Here is a 15,805-nt window from a genome sequence, read left to right on the forward strand (position 1 = left end):
AAAACTAAGGAGGAATTATTTTGGGACTCTCAGATTGGGTTAGTATTGTTGCTATTGTATTTTCCATTGTAGCTTTCATGTTCAGTTGGAAATGGTCTAGTGATTCAGGAAAAGCACTTGAAGAAGTGAGAAGGGTAGCAGAAAAAATTGAAAATGGAGTAGAAGTCAGGACAAAAGATATTGAGAGAAGAGTTGAAGAAAGAACTAAAGACATAGAACGCTTACTGGATGATCGAACCAGAATTTTGGAACAAAAAGTAGAAGACAGATTATCTGATTTGATAAAACGAGCTGCTCCGAGCGCTGAAGATAAGGCATTCGGTGAAATTCTTACTCAAGTAGGCCCACAATTATTTACAGCTGCTTTTTCCAATCCTGAAATGATGAAAAAGATAATGGAAACAAATGAGAAGGATAAATGAGTTAAGTACAAGAGTTTTTCAATAGTTTCCATGAATTTAGCTATTTAAATTTGAGATTCCGTCGTATAACAATATATTCACGCTGCGGGCATAAGCCCTTGGTCCGGCATTCGCCAAACACCCGGCATTTGCCGGGTCGTGAATACAGGAACGTTATGTGCTACCAGTACAAAACTATAAAAAATTAAAAAGGATATAACTATGACAAGACGTATTATCGTAACTGGCGGAGCAATCATTAAAGATGAATTTGGAAGAATTCTAATGCAAAAGAGATCTGATTATGGAGATTGGGGATTACCAGGCGGGGGAATGGAAGCAGGAGAAACAATAGAAGAAACAATGGTTCGTGAAGTTAAAGAGGAAACAGGTCTAGATTTAAAACACTACAGTCTAGATTCTATTTATTCAGGTTCAAGAATGAAGTATACCTATCCTGATGGAAATGAAGTCGCTTTTGTTATGTTCTTATTTACTGTAGAAGCAGAATTAAAAGGTAAAATATTAGATGACGGAAAAACTCTAAATTTCAAAGATCATGAAAATGAATCATTACAATTAATGTTCAAAGATTTAGATGAGATAGATCTAGAAACAATTAATCTTGTTCAGAAGCCTGTATTTCAAGACTTGAAAACGAACAAAGTAGGAATATTAAGGTCGTAATGGAGATTATTCAAGAAGGTACTGGCAACACATAACATAATATTCACGCTACGGGCATATGCCCTTGGTCCAGCATTCGCTGGACACCTGACAGGCGTCAGGTCGTGAATACAGGAACGTTATATGCAACCTGAAAGAATGGAAACCCGTGAGAGAAAGAATAAGATAACGAAGCGCCGAGTTCCCTATCGGCGTTTTTTGTTTAGTGTAAAAAATTGAAAAATCAAAGGACACTATAGATCTAAGAATAATTAAAGTCTGAGGTTTAGGGTTTAAATCGGAAGCACGATGTCGCTTCGGATCAGGCGAATAAAGAAAAGAAGTTTGAAAAGCATTTTAAACCAACAATAATTTGAAAAAGATAGAGGAAAAGCTAAAAAACTATTGGTGAAAGAGAGAAAGAAAGCATAGAATTAAAGAAGGAAAGGATCGAATAGGATTAAAAGAATTTGGAAGAACACAGGCAGCATATAACATAATATTCACGCTGCGAGCATTCGCTCTTGGTCCGGCATTCGCCGGCCACTCGACATACGTCGAGTCGTGAATACGGGAACGTTATACGAACATGAAATACGACGGAAGAACAAGGATAGGGAAAGCATGAAGAGAACGGGAAGTGGATTCACGCGAATCTCGTATTGTAAGTTTAGAGGCGCCGAAGAAGGAACGTTTCCATACGGAAACTGATCCATGCAAGGGAATGCGGATTGACTGAGAGGGAAGGTGCGCTTTCATATGGAAGCAGACTGGATGTGAGTTTGCGGGAGTAAACAGAGAAGCCCGTCGATTTCACGACATCTAACAGAATATTCACGCGGCGAGCCATACGGCTCTGGGTCTGGCATTCGCCAGACACCCAACATGCGTCGGGTCGTGAATACGGGAACGTTATCAGAAATCCTCTTAAATAAGTGAAAATCAAAAAAATATTTAATAAGGAGAAAATAATATGGTAGACAGACTAAAGTATTCTGATTTTCTAAATGACCTATACAATGATGAAAGTTACGGTGTTTTCATTGATGAAACAGGAGTACCAGATAAGCAAGACAAAAAAACCTGGGTTGCAGTTATAATCAAGCCAGAAATAATGAGTGACGTTTTATATGCAATTAAAAAAGTAATTAGTGAATTGGAGGTGTTTTTTGAAATTCCAATAAACGAATTACATTTTGGAGAAATCTATAATGGAAAAGGGAAATACCGGAGCATACCATTTGATAAGCGATTAGTTCTTTTCAAAGTCATGGTAGATTTATTTAAACACTATAATTTACCGGTAATTGTTCAATCTATGACTCCTGAATTACTTCAACAATTTAAAGAATTGAACGAGAAGGGGATTGAAAAAATTGGTCCATTTGACTTAGAAAACTATAATGATATGGGGTTGTTTTTATTACTATCCAGAATAAAAGGATACATTGTGAAGAATAGAGGTAATAAAAGCGAATTAGCAAGAGTATTTATAGATGAAGACTATAAGAAAAACGGAATTGGTATTTTATTACCGACCTATGAAGACGTTTTTTTAAACAGTGGTATCTTTTTCTGTAACTCTAATACAATTCAACCAATTCAGTTAGCTGATTTTGCAGCCTTTTGTTTAAATAGAACACAATTAATCATTAATAGTTCAAAACCTCATGCCAGAGATATAAAGTTGGCTGAGATTCTCAGCCCATTAGCTGAACACTACCATAATATTAAAAAAGTCGAGGCTTTAATTCTATTAAATAAAATTGAAGAAGAAGGGGACATCTCATAACATAATATTCACGCTACGGACATTCGTCCTTGGCCCGGCATTCGCCGGACACTCGGCATTCGCCGGGTCGTGAATACGGGAACGTTCTCGCTGATCCATAAATACTCATCCTGCAATCAACAAAGCTCAAATAACCTCAAAAAAACTAAGAAAACAGGTGAACAAATGAGTTTCGATCTAGCAGTTTGGTACCCATCGAAGCAACTAACCGACAAAGAAGCCGGAGACCTTTACCTACAATTGTGTGAGGGAATCGTCGATGATGTCATGCCGCATGAAGCAATAAACAACTTTTATTTAGAGATCACTTCTCTCCACCCGGAAATCGACGACGTTCCCGAACACGAAATAGGTAATTTTGATGTAAGCCCTTGGAGTGTGGCTTTTGATCGGTCGCCGGGGCATTTAATTATGTGCTGCGTATGGTCCAAAGCGGAATATGTGGAAGAGTTGGTCATCAAAACTGCACTAAAGCATTCGCTTGCTATCTACAATCCCCAAACAAGTCAATATCTATTGCCAGGCACAAAAGAAAATTAAAATTCTAGAGGACTACAAGATGACGGATCACATACACCATAATTGCAATCTCAATATTCGTTATGATCAATCTACTGAGAAGTGGAATAAAGTCGCAATCCTATATGAAAGCATGCCAGGATGGATCGGCCATACAAACGGAATCCCGTATTGGTTCGGACAAGAAGAGGATGACGTATTTATTACGGCCTCAGTCGAACCCAGCGGACTAGCTTTTTATGCGCAGATGAAGGATAACGACTGGAAGGCTTGGATCGAAAGGTTTAAATCGTTGGCAACAAAAGAACTGGGCTATGCTGTTGGCGAACCTGAAGATGGATTTATATAGTATAAATTTTTTAAGAGAGTTTTATAGAAGCTATAGGCGCAAGCATATACGAGATCGGTATCGAAAAGAACGGAATATATTCCTCCCTATACGTAGGTGAGTCCGTTACGGACCTGCGCAAAAATAAATAGAGAAGACTGCTTAAAGAAATTATCTAGCTTTCCTTTTAGGATCTAAGATATTCGAAAATCACAAAAAGGAGCAAAACGCTCCAGTAAAACGTCGATTCTAAAATCGGCGTTTTTTATTTATGTTATAAGATTTTAAGTTAATAAAATTAATTTCTAGTTAGTTCAAAAATTAAAAGTTGTCTAAAGCTTTTTATCTGGGGTTATCAAAGTAAGGATTATTTCCTATGACAGATTCCACTCCCAAATAATACAGCTTTATTTGAAAGAAATATTATATTTAAAATGAATAAAAAATATATATTGACTTTTAATTCCTTATTGATATATTTACAGGAGAAAGCGTTATCAAAAAAATGTCCAGCTATTCTTTTTTTAATTAAAAGCTGTAGCCAGACGAAAAATGGAATACCCAATCTATTGTAAAGGAGATTTATGATATGCGATTTAAAAAGACTAAATTAACTTTGATGCTTTTTTGTTTTCTCATGTCGACTGTTCTTTTTGCAACCAGTGTAAGTGCTGCATTCAATTATCGACACAACGCTGTTACGGCCCAAATACAGCAGAGATCACTTTGGTGCTGGGCGGCTACTTCGAGTATGGCTGGTCAATATCTAGGAGCAACAGCGGCTACGCAAACTAATATTGTGACTTATGTGAAAGGATCTCCTACCATAAACGACTCGGGTAATATAAGTGATATGCAGAAAGGGTTGGCGAAATATGGCGTTAGCTCTGCTACTTATTTTGAATCATTTGTTTTCTCTAAGATAAAGGAAAATATAAATAGCAATAGTAATATGATAGCCGCTATCGCTTGGACAAACGGAAATGCTATAGGCCATGCCCTTTTAATAAGAGGTTATAATGAAGATACAGTAAGCGGCGCTAAAAATATTACATACATTGATCCGGCAGATGGTTCCTATAATATGATGGCCGACAGTTCGTTTCGATCCAATAATTCTTGGACTTGGGTTAACACATTAAGCGCGATTTACAAATAAGCAAATACCAAACAGGAGGCCTCTTAGATGAAAAGAATCTGTTCAATCGCTTTTATCATTTTTATTTCCTTTTATGGATTCCAGAATTCTGTACATGCAGAACCCAACATCGAATACGCAGATGATACCGTTACGGCAGCGATTCAGACCGATTTTGAAGATCACTACGTGAATTCGCTAAACGCGGACGACCAACAGTTTCAAACCAGCCTAGACTTCAGTGATGCCAAGCTGGGCGAAGGGATCGCGGTGTATCAGATTGAGATCGAAGACCAGTCGTTTACGTTCAAAGGTTATGAATTTCCGTTAACGGTGGGGAATGAAGTGGTCGGAACGGTTGAAGCGGAACAGAATGCGGGGAAGTGGTCCATATTTAATATCAGTACGCTTGCCGAACTTCCGTCCGATCTTCAAGAAGCTCAGCGGCAAGCCGGAACGGATAGCAACATCCAATACGTGCACGACAAAAGATACAAAATCAAAGGTTTTCATATTCAAAATAGCGAGCAAGAAATCTTTTTTGACTCCAACGAAAAAGAAGTTTACGATATAAATAGCTTTAATCAATCGATCGAGGCTTTCCGAACCCAGCAATCCAACTTGCAAATGAAAGGTTCGTCCAACAACGGAGAAATCCAGGTCGGCGGCGGTATTGAATTATTGGATCATTCCGCAAGTTCGGCGTTTCCTTTTGTCAAAGTAGCAATAGCAACCGTCTTCCTCGCAGCAGGGCTGATCCTTTTACGCCAAATAAGAAGAAACAAACGCTAACCTCTCGAAAATTGGATAAAAGAAACCGAAGCGTCGAGATGGATTTCGGCGCTTTTTTGAATTGTCAAAACGATCCAATATCCACCCAATCCCAACCTCCAAAGGAGCCTAACCCTATGAAAGCCATCACCGTAAACCTACAATCCACCTCCAACCGCCTACAACCCCAAACCCTCCCTACCCCCGAACCCGCCGCAGGCGAACTGCTCATCCAAGTCCACGCCGCAGCCGTCAACCGTACCGATATCATGACGCGTGACGGCCTATCCGGTTACGCGACCAACCCTATTCTCGGCGTCGAGATCGCGGGCGTAGTGGAAAAAGCGAACGGCACATCCCGCTTTTCCCCCGGCGATCGCGTTATGGGACTCGTCAACGGCGGCGGGTATGCGGAATATGCGGTCATCCCGGCGGATCGGGCGATCCCTATTCCGGAAGACTATTCGTTCGAGCAAGCGGCTGCCGTACCCGAAGTGTTTCTCACCGCGTACCAGACGCTATACTGGCTCGGACGTCTTCAGCCGAACGAATCGGTGCTGATCCACGCAGGCGCAAGCGGCGTCGGGACGGCGGCGATCCAACTGGCGAAAAAGCTGAGCGGGGCGCAGGTTATCGTGACGGCGGGGTCTGCGGAGAAGCTGGACTTTTGCCGCGAACTGGGAGCGGACGTGCTGATCGATTACAAAAAGCAGTCGTTCGACCAAGAAGTGCTCCAAGCCACCAACGGCCAGGGCGTCGATCTGATCCTCGATTTCGTCGGCGCGGATTACTGGGACAAAAATCTGGCAAGCGTCAAAAAAGAAGGCCGTTGGGTCGTGATCGGCATCTTAGGCGGCGGGGAAGTGGAGAAGGTTAACTTGCTGGCGCTTATGACCAAATGCGTGCAGTTGACCGCTACGGTGCTCGCCCCGAGAAGCAACGAATACAAAGCGCGTTTGACGGCTGATTTTGTCCGGGACGTGATGCCACATATGGAACAAGGGGAGATCAAACCGATCATCGACATCGTGTTCCCGTTGGAACAAGCGTTGGAAGCGCAGCAGCATATGGAGGAGAACCGGAATATCGGGAAGATTATTTTGAAAGTGGCGGAGCAGGAGTAATCTTGCTTCGATTCCTAAACAGCATTCAAAAAGCAAGCTTTGCGCAAACCGGAAGCTCAGCATCAAGCGATTGAAGCAGCCGGGAGAGCCATGACCAATAAAGTCGGAGACCAATATAACTTCCGTTCACTCTCAATCAGATCAATCATTAGCGAAAAGGAGGCTGCCTTATGAAATCTGTAGTTTGCCAAGCTTTTACGATTCTGACGCTAACCGCAACATTATGGATAACCGGCTGCGCCTCTGCGAACGATCAACCTTTCGAATCCATCACGACCTCAGTACTAATCACGGAAAAAGCTCAGTCTGACGATTTGACGAAAAAGTGGCTGATTGCCTCCAATGCCAATACCGATACTATCGCTCCCGTGCGTATAGAAGTCGAAAACGAAATGGTCTGGAACTTGATCCAACCGGACCGGGAATATTTCGTGGCATACGCCGGCTCGCCGCAAAGTGGCTATGTGCTAGAGCAGATCGAGCAAACCGGGACAGACGGCGTGACTCGGTAACAGGATTCATAAACTTTTTATCTATTTCACAGGAGAACCCAACCATGCACATCACCCAAATCCAACTCTGGATCTCGAATTTTCAACAAACCGTACGCTTTTACCGCGACACGCTCGATTTCAAACTGCTATCGGCAGATACGCGGACCGCTTCTTTTCGGATTGGCGGCAGCCTGTTTACGTTACATCACGATCCGCAGCAGCAATTCCATTATTACCATTTTGCGTTCAATATCCCGCCCAATCTATTCCGCGAAGCGAAAGCCTGGGTTGCCGAACGCACCAAGTTGCTGACCGAAGAGGGGATAGACGAGGCCGATTTCGGAGGGATCACGCAAGCGAACTCGTTTTATATCGAAGATCCGGCGGGCAATATCGTGGAATTTATCGCGCGCAGGGAAACGACGCCGGAATCGCCAGTGCTTATTTTTACGCGTGAGCAGGTGTTAGGCATCAGCGAGATCGGGTTGGCGACTGACGAGACCGGCGAATACGCGCAGCGCATCCAGGATCTCGGCATTCCGGTTCGCGGCAATGAAGAAGTGTCGTTGACGCAGTATTTGAACTTTATGGGCGAATACGAAGACGGGAGCTTTATCATTTTGAGTCCGCTCGGCCGAAGATGGTATTTCTCGTCCAAGCTTGCGATCTCGGCGCCGCTGGTCGTTCATACGGATCGCGGCGTCGTAAGCAATCTGTCGGACTATCCGGCTTTGGAAAAAAGGAGGGAGCACGTATGACCATCATCAGTATCGAAGGCGCCAGCGCGGCGGGGAAAACAACCACTTCGGCAACGTTGGCGGCCCGAACGGGCGGGGTTCATATTCAGGAAATCGCCGCCCTTTGGGAAAAGCCGCAGCGCGAATACCCGGAATGGTTTTTCGAACGGCAAGCGGATCGGTGGAAGATCGCGACGGAGCAGGAAGCCGAGCGTCTCGCCGTAGTCGATATCGACTTGTTTCAGCCTTTTTGGTATAACTGGTCGTTCGGCTTCACGTTGTTCGACGGGCAATCGTTGGAGTTCGTGGCACGCTTTTACCGTCCGTTGATTGAGCAGCGCAAACTGGGCTTTCCCGATCGTTATTTCCTTTTACATACGGACGAGCAGCAGTTGAGAACGCGCAAAGCCGGCGATGCCACGCGCATGCGAAGAGGGTTCGAGCTGAACCTGACGTTTATCGAGCCGCAAAAAAGGTATTTTCAAGCGCTGAACGAGTATATGCCGGGTCTGGTGACGTTTGTTGATTCGGTGGATATTGCGGAAAACGTACGGATCATCGAAAACGAGCTGCCAAGCGGGCCGAGCCAACATCGGTATTCGCTGGAGTTGTTCGATCATCTGGTGGATTGGCTGGGGAGCCATACGGCGGAATCGGCAGAACAGACACAAACAGCGCGTACCGACTGAATACCGATACGCGCGGGCTGTTTGGGTTTAAAAGCAAAACAACTTAATAATGGTCGCTTAATCCGCCGGTATCGGCTCGGGAAACCACTTTGGTCCGATAAGCGTCTTTTTGCAGACCGATCAACGGGAAAACGGCTGTCAGGCCGATCGACGCGAGATGGTCTTCGACTTTCGCCGGCGTGGCTACAGTAATATTGTCATTGTCGCCCATAAAGAAAGAGCCCTTTTTCGGAGTATAGGTTTTAGGCGTATTCACTAAAACGTTCTGCTCGATCCGCGTACCATTGGAGAACTCCGGATGCCAAGCCGGGTCGAGGATGCCGCTCCAAAAAGTCCCGGCTTCCGCTTCGTTGTACCCGTAGTTCGGAGCCAACTTTTTGCCAAACGCGGTCCAGGCCGAACCTTCCAACGCTATTTTATCTTCCAATCGTTTCCGCGCGCTGTTCAGCAACGTTTCGCCGCTCCCGCTCATATCGTAAATCTGGATTCCGTGAGAATCGACAATCAGGTTATCGCTGGCGACGTTATGATGGCCGTTTAACAAGAAAGCCCATTTCGTGCCTTGAATGACGTTTTTTCTGTACGTATCGCCCGAATCTCCCTGGTCCGCATAGAATCCGTTCGAATTTTTGGCATGATGGATATAGTTGTATTGCAGGAGGTTGCCGTAAGACGACCAATCGTTCGCGGTATAAAAAGCGCCGGTATCCGTCTCGATCAGAGCGGAGTTGTGGACTTCGTTGTACTGGATCGTCATATTCGTGTCCCGCTCGTAACGAAGCGCGTCGCGCGGCGTATCGTGCAGCAGGTTGTGCTCGACAAGCACGGCGTTGGAATCGCGAATCTGAAGCGCTGGGTATTCGATATGCCGACCGATATGGTGAATATGGTTGTTTAGCACTTGAAACGTATACGGTTCCGGCTCAAGTTTGATCGTTTTTCCAGGCACGAGCACCTTATCCGCCGTGTACGTATCCGGCAGCTTTCCTGCTTTGGCGATTTGGATGCCTTTGCCGATCATATCGTAAATATCGTTGCTTTGAATAACGTTGTCGTTTCCGTTGTTGTCGTAAATGCCTTCAATGCTGTTGCGAATCGTATTGCCCGCTAACGTAATATGGTTTGTTTTGTTCAACGTAATCGCCGTGTCCATGCTTTCTTGCAGCGTAAAACCGACAATATTCACGTAAGCCGTATTTTGCATCGTAATCAGCGGCTTTTTTTGATTCGCCAATACGACTCGTTTGTCGGATAGGCTGGTGCTCGGATAATAATAAAGCATGCCGTCTTTGGCATCCAATGCCCATTCTCCGCGAACGTCGATCTCTTCCAGCACATTGAGCGCGCGCCATTCTTCTTTGCCTGATCCGACGTTGTATTTGGGGTTGGAATTCGGAACGGCGGCCGACTGTTTCGATCCCATGCCTTCGCTGGCGCTGGGCGCTTCGGCCAACGTGATCGTATGGAGCGCCGGATCGACGGCCGAGACTTTGCTCAAAATAGGCACGAAGTCCGTTCGCCAAAACCCTTGCAGATACAACGCTCGACCGTCTCGCACCGCTTTTTGCCAACGAACGGCGCGGTCCGGGGTGTCTTTGTTCAGTTCGTCCGCCGTGATGCCGTCTTCGGGCTTGCCTCCGCTGCCGTAATAAAACGCTTTGGCGCTTGCCGATCCGTTAGCCGTGCTCCAACCGGTGCGCTCCGATCCCGCCGACTGGTTGGGATTGGGCCATTGCGAGATCGGTTGCGGGGTATCACCCACGATCAGGTCCGGCAAGCCCCATTTTTCGACCGACGCGTTGCCTGTGAATCCTTCCGTATTGAGAAGGCCCAACGAGCGGATATCGAGCTGGTATACTTTTTCGGACTTCATCTGCGGAGACAGCCGCGCGACGGCTTTGTCGTCCAGAGGTTTCCAACTGCCCGAAGCGATGACCGTGCCGTTGGCGAGAATAGTGCCGGGTTCGCCGCGATAAGTGATCAGGGATGCGGCCGTGCCGGAATCTTGAGCCTCCAATTGCAACGGTTCGTCCATCTGATACAGTCCTTTGGCGACTTGAACCGTGATGCCGCCGAGTTTGTCGTCTGGATGCGCACGAATATAATCGCGGGCTTCTTGCAGCGTGCCGAACGGTTTCTTTTGCGAACCGGTTCCGCCGACGGCGCCGGATTTCACGTAAAGCGTAGTCGCAACCGCCGTTTCTTTTCCTGCGCTTAACGTCGTAACTGCGCCTGTGTCCGTTCGATCCGCCAAAGCCGGGAGCGGCGACGCGGTTGCCAACAGCATAAGAAACGCCAGCATCGCAGAGCTTGCTTTGATTCGATACATAGATCTATCCCTCCTGGGTATGGGCGGTATATTTACGTTCTTGCTTAATAAACAAGCCGTATGAAAAAAAGTTTGGAAAAAAGGAGGAGACCTAAAAATGAATCAGCGAAAAAACGAAAAAGATTCCGGCAGTCCGGGTATCCGGCGAACGGTAGAGATCGGCGGCGTGTCCAAAAAGGAACTGTTACAGCAATTGAGCACGCGGAATGTCTCGTTGAACGCGTACGCGGAGCAGCTTTTTGCCGATGAACGGTTTACGACTTCGGAAGTTGAGCGCACGTTGCTTACCGTCGAACGTTCTGTGGAGGAACTCGGCTTCCCTGAAGGAGCGACGCTGCCGCAAGTGTTCGAGCAAGCGTCCAAGCTCGGCTTCGCGCCGTGTCCGCTTGAACTGGCTGTGCATCTGAGACTGCGATACACGGATCAGGAAGACGGAGGTTCGGCAAGCGTACCCGGTTCCAACCAGGCGCCTGCGAGGTCGATCACGATCGCTTCGGAGCCGCTGAGCGAAGACGACGAAGTGCCGAAAGGCTTTTACCTGCGCAAGATCGAAGGGACGTTGTGGCTGCGCGGTTACCGCTGCGATGCGGAGCATGTGTGGCAAGGCGAAGACCGGTTTGTGTTTGCGTTAACGCCATGAGAATCAACCGGATCAAAGCGCTGCTGCTCAAACTCGTCCGAATTTTCCGTAAAATGGTCATGATTTCGATCCTCGCCGTCGTGTTGCTGGTCGCCGCTGTCTTTTCGCTATATATCGTGTTTCCGATCTGGAATAACGTACATCTGTACACGTTCGCACATCAGTTGAAAAAAGTTCCGATGCCGGAAGATACCGTTTTTGTAGAAATGGAAACGACCGTCGGCAAGCTGAACGGCAACGGAAACGGCATCGACTTTTTCGCGGCCATGCTGGTCAAAAGCGAACTGGGCAGCAGCGAATTGTTCGACTACTACAAAGCAGCCTCGTTTACCGGTGCCAAAAGCGACGAGCACAAGGTTGCGATCGGCGTGTCGGCAGCCCGGGGAGACGAACTCAAATCGCAGTACGTGGAACGCGAGAAACTGAAATTTCACAAATTGCGATCAACCGAAGACTTTAGCGGTTATTATGTGGTGACGCTTTACGACGGCGGTTACGAAGCGCTGTTCGATCTTCGGGGCAATTGAAGCGGAAAACGAAACGTTAAGCCGCCGCGTTTGAGTGTTGCTTATGTATCGGCGATGAGATAAAATGGAAAAAGGGAACGCAAGTTCTTGTATTATCTATCGCGATACCCGGTACCGACACCTTTTTTACATACACAGCCTGGTTCGCCTACAGAGGAGGAACAAGCATGTTATTCATGATACTCGTCAAAGCCGCTAAAAATTCGGAAGAAGGCAAGCTGCCCAGCGAACGGTTGATGCAAGCGATGGACGCTTATAATGAGGAATTGGAGCAAGCCGGCGTGCGCGTGATGGCAAAAGGACTGCATCCTACCGCGAACGCGATACGGATTTCTTATCCCGCCGATCGCGGAGAACCTGTCGTGACGAACGGCCCTTTTGCGCCTGCGGAAGATTTGGTGGCCGGATTTATTTTGATCGACGTGGCGACGCAGGAAGACGCGGTACGTTGGGCCAAACGCATGCCGGACCCGCAAGGGAACGGGGAAGGGCAGATCGAGCTGCGTCAGGTGTTTTGAATAGATAAAGGTCGATTTCTACGATACGGAACAAAAAGAACCTTCGCTTTCCGCGCAACCGCACGTCTCGTGCCCGGTTGGGAGAAAGGAAGGTTCTTTTTTTGAAAACAGACCGGTTCACCGATCTTCCGACGATACCGCGATCATCTGCACGACCATTCGGCTATCCCCGGTCAGTACCGCTTCGTCCGCATTCATCTGCGAAGAACCGTCTCCGTCCAGAAAAATGCCTTCACGGTCTTCGCCGGGCACTCCCGCCAGCAGCGCCGAACGGAAGTCAGCGGCCGTGCTCGGTTCCGGCGCCACGATCAACCAGAGCTGCCCGGCGTCGTTATACACAAGCCCCGAACGCATCCGCTGATCTTCGGCAAAAGGCAGATTTTCCCGCACGCTTTGCGCCGCCCAATCCTGCTCGTTTGCCAGATTCAGACTGACGCCGCCTTGAGCGAAATACGCATGGCGATCGCTTACCTGAAGCTCGTCGGCCGACGAGATCACCTGCACCGAGAATCGTTCCGCCGCGCCGTCCCAGACCAACGTGCCCCGGGCGTATTTGGCGTTGAACCAACCGGACCCGTAATCGCCGCGATTGCCGTTGACCGGCTTATCGTTCATGACGGCTATCGACAACAGCGCATGTTCGTAAAAGAACCCGCCGTTGATCCCGTAAGCCGGAATTTGCCGCAGCGGCTGTTTGTCGGCGCGCAGCACCACATCGTCCGGCGATACGGCCATCATGTACAACTTCGGCAAAGGCCCGTCGGCGGGCACTTCCGCGTACGCATACCGATGCGGCAACCCGTCGAACACTTCCGCGGGCTTGGCCGGAACAAGCAACAGCCATAGTGCGATCGCGGCAGAAACGGTGAGTAGGGCGATCAGTGAGAAGACCCAACGTCTGCGTTTGTGCGACTTGCGTCGGTAGGGTTTGCCGGGATCGGATTTGTCTCGACCGGATTCGGGTGGAACGTTTTCGGCGTTCGCGGTTGAAAAAGTCGCATTGCTCGCCGAAGTGTCGTCCGAGCGTTGATTGCGGGTTCCGTTATTCTCCTCGGACATACGCACACAGCAGCCGCGCCGTGCCGATCACCGCCCGCGTATGCGTCCGCTCCATCGAGTGCGACGCGTGTACGCCCGGCCCGATCAGCGCCGCCCGGATATTGCCGCCGCCGCGCAGCGCCGCCGAAGCATCGGAACCGTAAAACGGATAAATATCCACGGCGTGCTCGATGCTTTGTTTTTCGCACAATTCGATGAGCTTGCCCGTCATATGGTAATCGTACGGTCCGGACGAATCTTTCGCGCAGATCGAGACGTCGGTTTCTTTGCAGCTCAGATCGTCGCCCATACAGCCCATATCGACGGCGATCAATTCCGCGATATCGGCCGGGATATACGCCGCGCCGTGACCGACTTCTTCATAGTTGGAGATCAGCAGCTTCACGTTTTGTTTCGGTTTCCAGCCTTCGCGCTTCGCCGATTCCAGCAGGCCGAACAGCGCCGCTACGCTAGCTTTATCGTCCAGATGGCGGGATTTGATATAACCGCTGTCCGTCACGACGGCGCGAGCCTCGAACGAGATATAATCGCCTGTGCGAATGCCCAGGTTTTCCACGTCTTCGCGGGAAGAAACCAGCTCGTCGATGCGGACTTCCATATGCTCTTCCGAACGTTTGAAATCGCGCGCGTCGGCGTAAACGTGGACGGAAGGGTGCTGGGTGAGAATCGTACCTGTGTACGTTTTGCCGCTGCGGGTATGGATGATGCAGTATTCGTTTTCGATGCTGGACATCGCGAAGCCGCCGAGCGACGTAAGCTTCACGGTGCCGTGCGGCGTAATCGAACGGACCATCGCGCCGAGCGTATCGACGTGCGCGCTCAAGCCTACCGTGTACGAATCGTTTTCGCCTTCGATGCTGATAATCGCTCCGCCTTTTTCGTTAAAGGTTACCGGGAACCCGAGCGATTCCGCTTCTTCGCGGATCAGGTCGATGATATGGTGCGTGTAACCGGTAGGGCTGGGGGTATCAAGCAGTTTTTTCAAAAAAGGAATCACATAGTTTTCGTCAATGTTTACGGTCATAATCGGTAAGCCTCCAGTAAGGTAAGAATCGGGTTAGTTGAAAATCGGTTCAAGCAAGCGGTGTTCGGCGGTTTTTGAATGATCGGATACTCGGCTCCAAGCGTCGAAATCGGAAAATGTGCGCAAAAAGTCAACAAAAGATACGCCATCTGTTCTTTTTTCACCGAATTATGACGTTTGGTCAACATTTTGGCGCAAATACGGTCGAAAAGAGGGCAAGATCGAAAATTTGTTGACGTCACGTCAGCATTTTTGGAAAAAACGTCTGTAGAGCCGCAAAATGTATGCAAAAAGTCAACAATCATGCGGAAAACGCCGGTAACTTGCTTCAAGCAGAGGTCACGGTTCCGCCATTTGACACGCGACACGCTCGCTACCTATCCGTCTCACGCCGCGCCCATCGTACTGCGCACGACGTTCCACTTTCCATTGTAATCGATCGGAGGCTGCGAAAAAACCTCCGCCGCTTTGCAGCCCAGAAAAAAACCGCGCGCTGTATCAGCGGCGGTTTTGGTATGCAGCCATCCGGTAAACGATCGCGGTTCATGCGTCCTATCGCCGTTCGGTCGAACCGGGGGGCGACGCTAGATCATTTACAGCTTTTTCAACTTGTCCGAACGGAATCCTCTCGACTCCGAACGGGAATCCAGATCGTCCGAGATCGGCTCAAGCGGAGTCGGATCGGCGGAAACGGTCGGTTCGTCGTAAGCCGGCGGCGGTGTCGTTGCCGACACGGGAGCCGAAGCAGGGACAGCCGTTTGCGTGCGCAGTTGTTCGTTTTCGACGCGCAGTTTTTTCACTTCGCGTTGCGTTTTGAACAAGCGATAGATGCCGAACATGCCGACCGCCAGACCGCCGAACAGCGCGCTACCTAGAATGAGCAGAACGAGCGGCACGTCCGCATAACCGAAAATAAAGTTTACTTCCACCGGATTAACGTTGATGACCGCGAAGATCGCGATAATCACCGCAAAAATCAGCATCAGTATCAAAGACCGTTGAGCTTTCATGAATAAGGACAACCCCTTTCGCTTCGTTGCTTATGAGCA

18 protein-coding genes are annotated in these 15,805 nt (G+C 48.3%); 14 read left to right on the forward strand and 4 right to left on the reverse strand.

Annotated elements, in window-relative coordinates; genetic code table 11:
- Positions 1-20 precede the first annotated feature (20 nt).
- The 11 genes from WKI47_RS00005 to WKI47_RS00055 all read left to right on the forward strand — a co-directional run bounded on the left by WKI47_RS00005 (position 21) and on the right by WKI47_RS00055 (position 8,659).
- Positions 21-422, forward strand: coding sequence for a hypothetical protein (locus WKI47_RS00005; RefSeq protein ID WP_340225138.1), 402 nt, complete (start codon positions 21-23; stop codon positions 420-422).
- 201 nt (positions 423-623) lie between these two features.
- A complete protein-coding gene (locus tag WKI47_RS00010) occupies positions 624-1,088 on the forward strand; it encodes an NUDIX domain-containing protein (protein ID WP_340225139.1) in 465 nt (154 codons plus the stop codon).
- Positions 1,089-2,040: 952 nt separating this feature from the next.
- Positions 2,041-2,859 (forward strand): DUF3800 domain-containing protein, encoded by an 819-nt coding sequence (locus WKI47_RS00015; protein ID WP_340225140.1) that lies wholly within the window; start codon positions 2,041-2,043, stop codon positions 2,857-2,859.
- Positions 2,860-3,024: 165 nt separating this feature from the next.
- A complete protein-coding gene (locus WKI47_RS00020; RefSeq protein WP_340225141.1) occupies positions 3,025-3,399 on the forward strand; it encodes a hypothetical protein in 375 nt (124 codons plus the stop codon).
- 19 nt (positions 3,400-3,418) lie between these two features.
- The gene (locus tag WKI47_RS00025; RefSeq protein ID WP_340225142.1) at positions 3,419-3,727 is read left to right on the forward strand and encodes a hypothetical protein; all 309 of its coding nucleotides are present in this window, start codon (positions 3,419-3,421) and stop codon (positions 3,725-3,727) included.
- 568 nt (positions 3,728-4,295) lie between these two features.
- A complete protein-coding gene (locus tag WKI47_RS00030; RefSeq protein ID WP_340225143.1) occupies positions 4,296-4,865 on the forward strand; it encodes a papain-like cysteine protease family protein in 570 nt (189 codons plus the stop codon).
- A 27-nt stretch (positions 4,866-4,892) separates the two neighbouring features.
- Positions 4,893-5,636 carry a hypothetical protein gene (locus WKI47_RS00035; RefSeq protein ID WP_340225144.1) on the forward strand — a complete coding sequence of 248 codons (744 nt, stop codon included), beginning with the start codon at positions 4,893-4,895 and terminating at the stop codon, positions 5,634-5,636.
- A gap of 116 nt (positions 5,637-5,752) precedes the next feature.
- Positions 5,753-6,739 carry an NAD(P)H-quinone oxidoreductase gene (locus WKI47_RS00040; RefSeq protein WP_340225145.1) on the forward strand — a complete coding sequence of 329 codons (987 nt, stop codon included), beginning with the start codon at positions 5,753-5,755 and terminating at the stop codon, positions 6,737-6,739.
- Positions 6,740-6,909: 170 nt separating this feature from the next.
- Positions 6,910-7,251: a hypothetical protein gene (locus WKI47_RS00045; protein ID WP_340225146.1), complete on the forward strand. Its 342-nt coding sequence runs from the start codon at positions 6,910-6,912 to the stop codon at positions 7,249-7,251.
- A gap of 44 nt (positions 7,252-7,295) precedes the next feature.
- A complete protein-coding gene (locus WKI47_RS00050; RefSeq protein ID WP_340225147.1) occupies positions 7,296-7,991 on the forward strand; it encodes a VOC family protein in 696 nt (231 codons plus the stop codon).
- On the forward strand, positions 7,988-8,659 hold the full coding sequence (locus WKI47_RS00055; protein ID WP_340225148.1) for a hypothetical protein: 672 nt from the start codon (positions 7,988-7,990) through the stop codon (positions 8,657-8,659). Before WKI47_RS00050 ends, WKI47_RS00055 begins: the two co-directional genes overlap by 4 nt.
- 43 nt (positions 8,660-8,702) lie before the next feature.
- Here WKI47_RS00055 and WKI47_RS00060 read toward each other — a convergent pair whose 3' ends face one another.
- A complete protein-coding gene (locus tag WKI47_RS00060) occupies positions 8,703-10,988 on the reverse strand; it encodes a right-handed parallel beta-helix repeat-containing protein (RefSeq protein WP_340225149.1) in 2,286 nt (761 codons plus the stop codon).
- A 97-nt stretch (positions 10,989-11,085) separates the two neighbouring features.
- Between WKI47_RS00060 and WKI47_RS00065 the strand changes: the two genes are divergently transcribed.
- The 3 genes from WKI47_RS00065 to WKI47_RS00075 all read left to right on the forward strand — a co-directional run bounded on the left by WKI47_RS00065 (position 11,086) and on the right by WKI47_RS00075 (position 12,673).
- The gene (locus WKI47_RS00065) at positions 11,086-11,628 is read left to right on the forward strand and encodes a helicase (RefSeq protein WP_340225150.1); all 543 of its coding nucleotides are present in this window, start codon (positions 11,086-11,088) and stop codon (positions 11,626-11,628) included.
- Positions 11,625-12,155: a hypothetical protein gene (locus tag WKI47_RS00070; protein ID WP_340225151.1), complete on the forward strand. Its 531-nt coding sequence runs from the start codon at positions 11,625-11,627 to the stop codon at positions 12,153-12,155. Before WKI47_RS00065 ends, WKI47_RS00070 begins: the two co-directional genes overlap by 4 nt.
- Positions 12,156-12,322: 167 nt before the next feature.
- Positions 12,323-12,673, forward strand: a complete 351-nt coding sequence (locus WKI47_RS00075) for a YciI family protein (RefSeq protein ID WP_340225152.1) — start codon at positions 12,323-12,325, stop codon at positions 12,671-12,673.
- A 117-nt stretch (positions 12,674-12,790) separates the two neighbouring features.
- Here WKI47_RS00075 and WKI47_RS00080 read toward each other — a convergent pair whose 3' ends face one another.
- The 3 genes from WKI47_RS00080 to WKI47_RS00090 form a co-directional block, all read right to left on the reverse strand.
- Positions 12,791-13,732: a hypothetical protein gene (locus tag WKI47_RS00080; RefSeq protein WP_340225153.1), complete on the reverse strand. Its 942-nt coding sequence runs from the start codon at positions 13,730-13,732 to the stop codon at positions 12,791-12,793.
- A complete protein-coding gene (locus tag WKI47_RS00085) occupies positions 13,716-14,756 on the reverse strand; it encodes a M42 family metallopeptidase (protein WP_340225154.1) in 1,041 nt (346 codons plus the stop codon). Before WKI47_RS00085 ends, WKI47_RS00080 begins: the two co-directional genes overlap by 17 nt.
- Positions 14,757-15,349: 593 nt before the next feature.
- Complete coding sequence (locus WKI47_RS00090; RefSeq protein ID WP_340225155.1) at positions 15,350-15,766, reverse strand: LapA family protein; 417 nt, start codon at positions 15,764-15,766, stop codon at positions 15,350-15,352.
- Positions 15,767-15,805 lie beyond the last annotated feature (39 nt).

The sequence above is a fragment of the Saccharibacillus sacchari genome (assembly GCF_037722395.1).
Lineage (GTDB): Bacteria > Bacillota > Bacilli > Paenibacillales > Paenibacillaceae > Saccharibacillus > Saccharibacillus sacchari_A.

Bases quoted from the DNA above. Each gene is read 5' to 3' on its own strand.
- WKI47_RS00010 (WP_340225139.1), top strand. From the start codon at position 624: ATGACAAGACGTATTATCGTAACTGGCGGAGCAATCATTAAAGATGAA.
- WKI47_RS00015 (WP_340225140.1), top strand. From the start codon at position 2,041: ATGGTAGACAGACTAAAGTATTCTGATTTTCTAAATGACCTATACAAT.
- WKI47_RS00020 (WP_340225141.1), top strand. From the start codon at position 3,025: ATGAGTTTCGATCTAGCAGTTTGGTACCCATCGAAGCAACTAACCGAC.
- WKI47_RS00025 (WP_340225142.1), top strand. From the start codon at position 3,419: ATGACGGATCACATACACCATAATTGCAATCTCAATATTCGTTATGAT.
- WKI47_RS00030 (WP_340225143.1), top strand. From the start codon at position 4,296: ATGCGATTTAAAAAGACTAAATTAACTTTGATGCTTTTTTGTTTTCTC.
- WKI47_RS00035 (WP_340225144.1), top strand. From the start codon at position 4,893: ATGAAAAGAATCTGTTCAATCGCTTTTATCATTTTTATTTCCTTTTAT.
- WKI47_RS00040 (WP_340225145.1), top strand. From the start codon at position 5,753: ATGAAAGCCATCACCGTAAACCTACAATCCACCTCCAACCGCCTACAA.
- WKI47_RS00045 (WP_340225146.1), top strand. From the start codon at position 6,910: ATGAAATCTGTAGTTTGCCAAGCTTTTACGATTCTGACGCTAACCGCA.
- WKI47_RS00050 (WP_340225147.1), top strand. From the start codon at position 7,296: ATGCACATCACCCAAATCCAACTCTGGATCTCGAATTTTCAACAAACC.
- WKI47_RS00055 (WP_340225148.1), top strand. From the start codon at position 7,988: ATGACCATCATCAGTATCGAAGGCGCCAGCGCGGCGGGGAAAACAACC.
- WKI47_RS00060 (WP_340225149.1), bottom strand. From the start codon at position 10,988: ATGTATCGAATCAAAGCAAGCTCTGCGATGCTGGCGTTTCTTATGCTG.
- WKI47_RS00065 (WP_340225150.1), top strand. From the start codon at position 11,086: ATGAATCAGCGAAAAAACGAAAAAGATTCCGGCAGTCCGGGTATCCGG.
- WKI47_RS00070 (WP_340225151.1), top strand. From the start codon at position 11,625: ATGAGAATCAACCGGATCAAAGCGCTGCTGCTCAAACTCGTCCGAATT.
- WKI47_RS00075 (WP_340225152.1), top strand. From the start codon at position 12,323: ATGTTATTCATGATACTCGTCAAAGCCGCTAAAAATTCGGAAGAAGGC.
- WKI47_RS00080 (WP_340225153.1), bottom strand. From the start codon at position 13,732: ATGTCCGAGGAGAATAACGGAACCCGCAATCAACGCTCGGACGACACT.
- WKI47_RS00085 (WP_340225154.1), bottom strand. From the start codon at position 14,756: ATGACCGTAAACATTGACGAAAACTATGTGATTCCTTTTTTGAAAAAA.
- WKI47_RS00090 (WP_340225155.1), bottom strand. From the start codon at position 15,766: ATGAAAGCTCAACGGTCTTTGATACTGATGCTGATTTTTGCGGTGATT.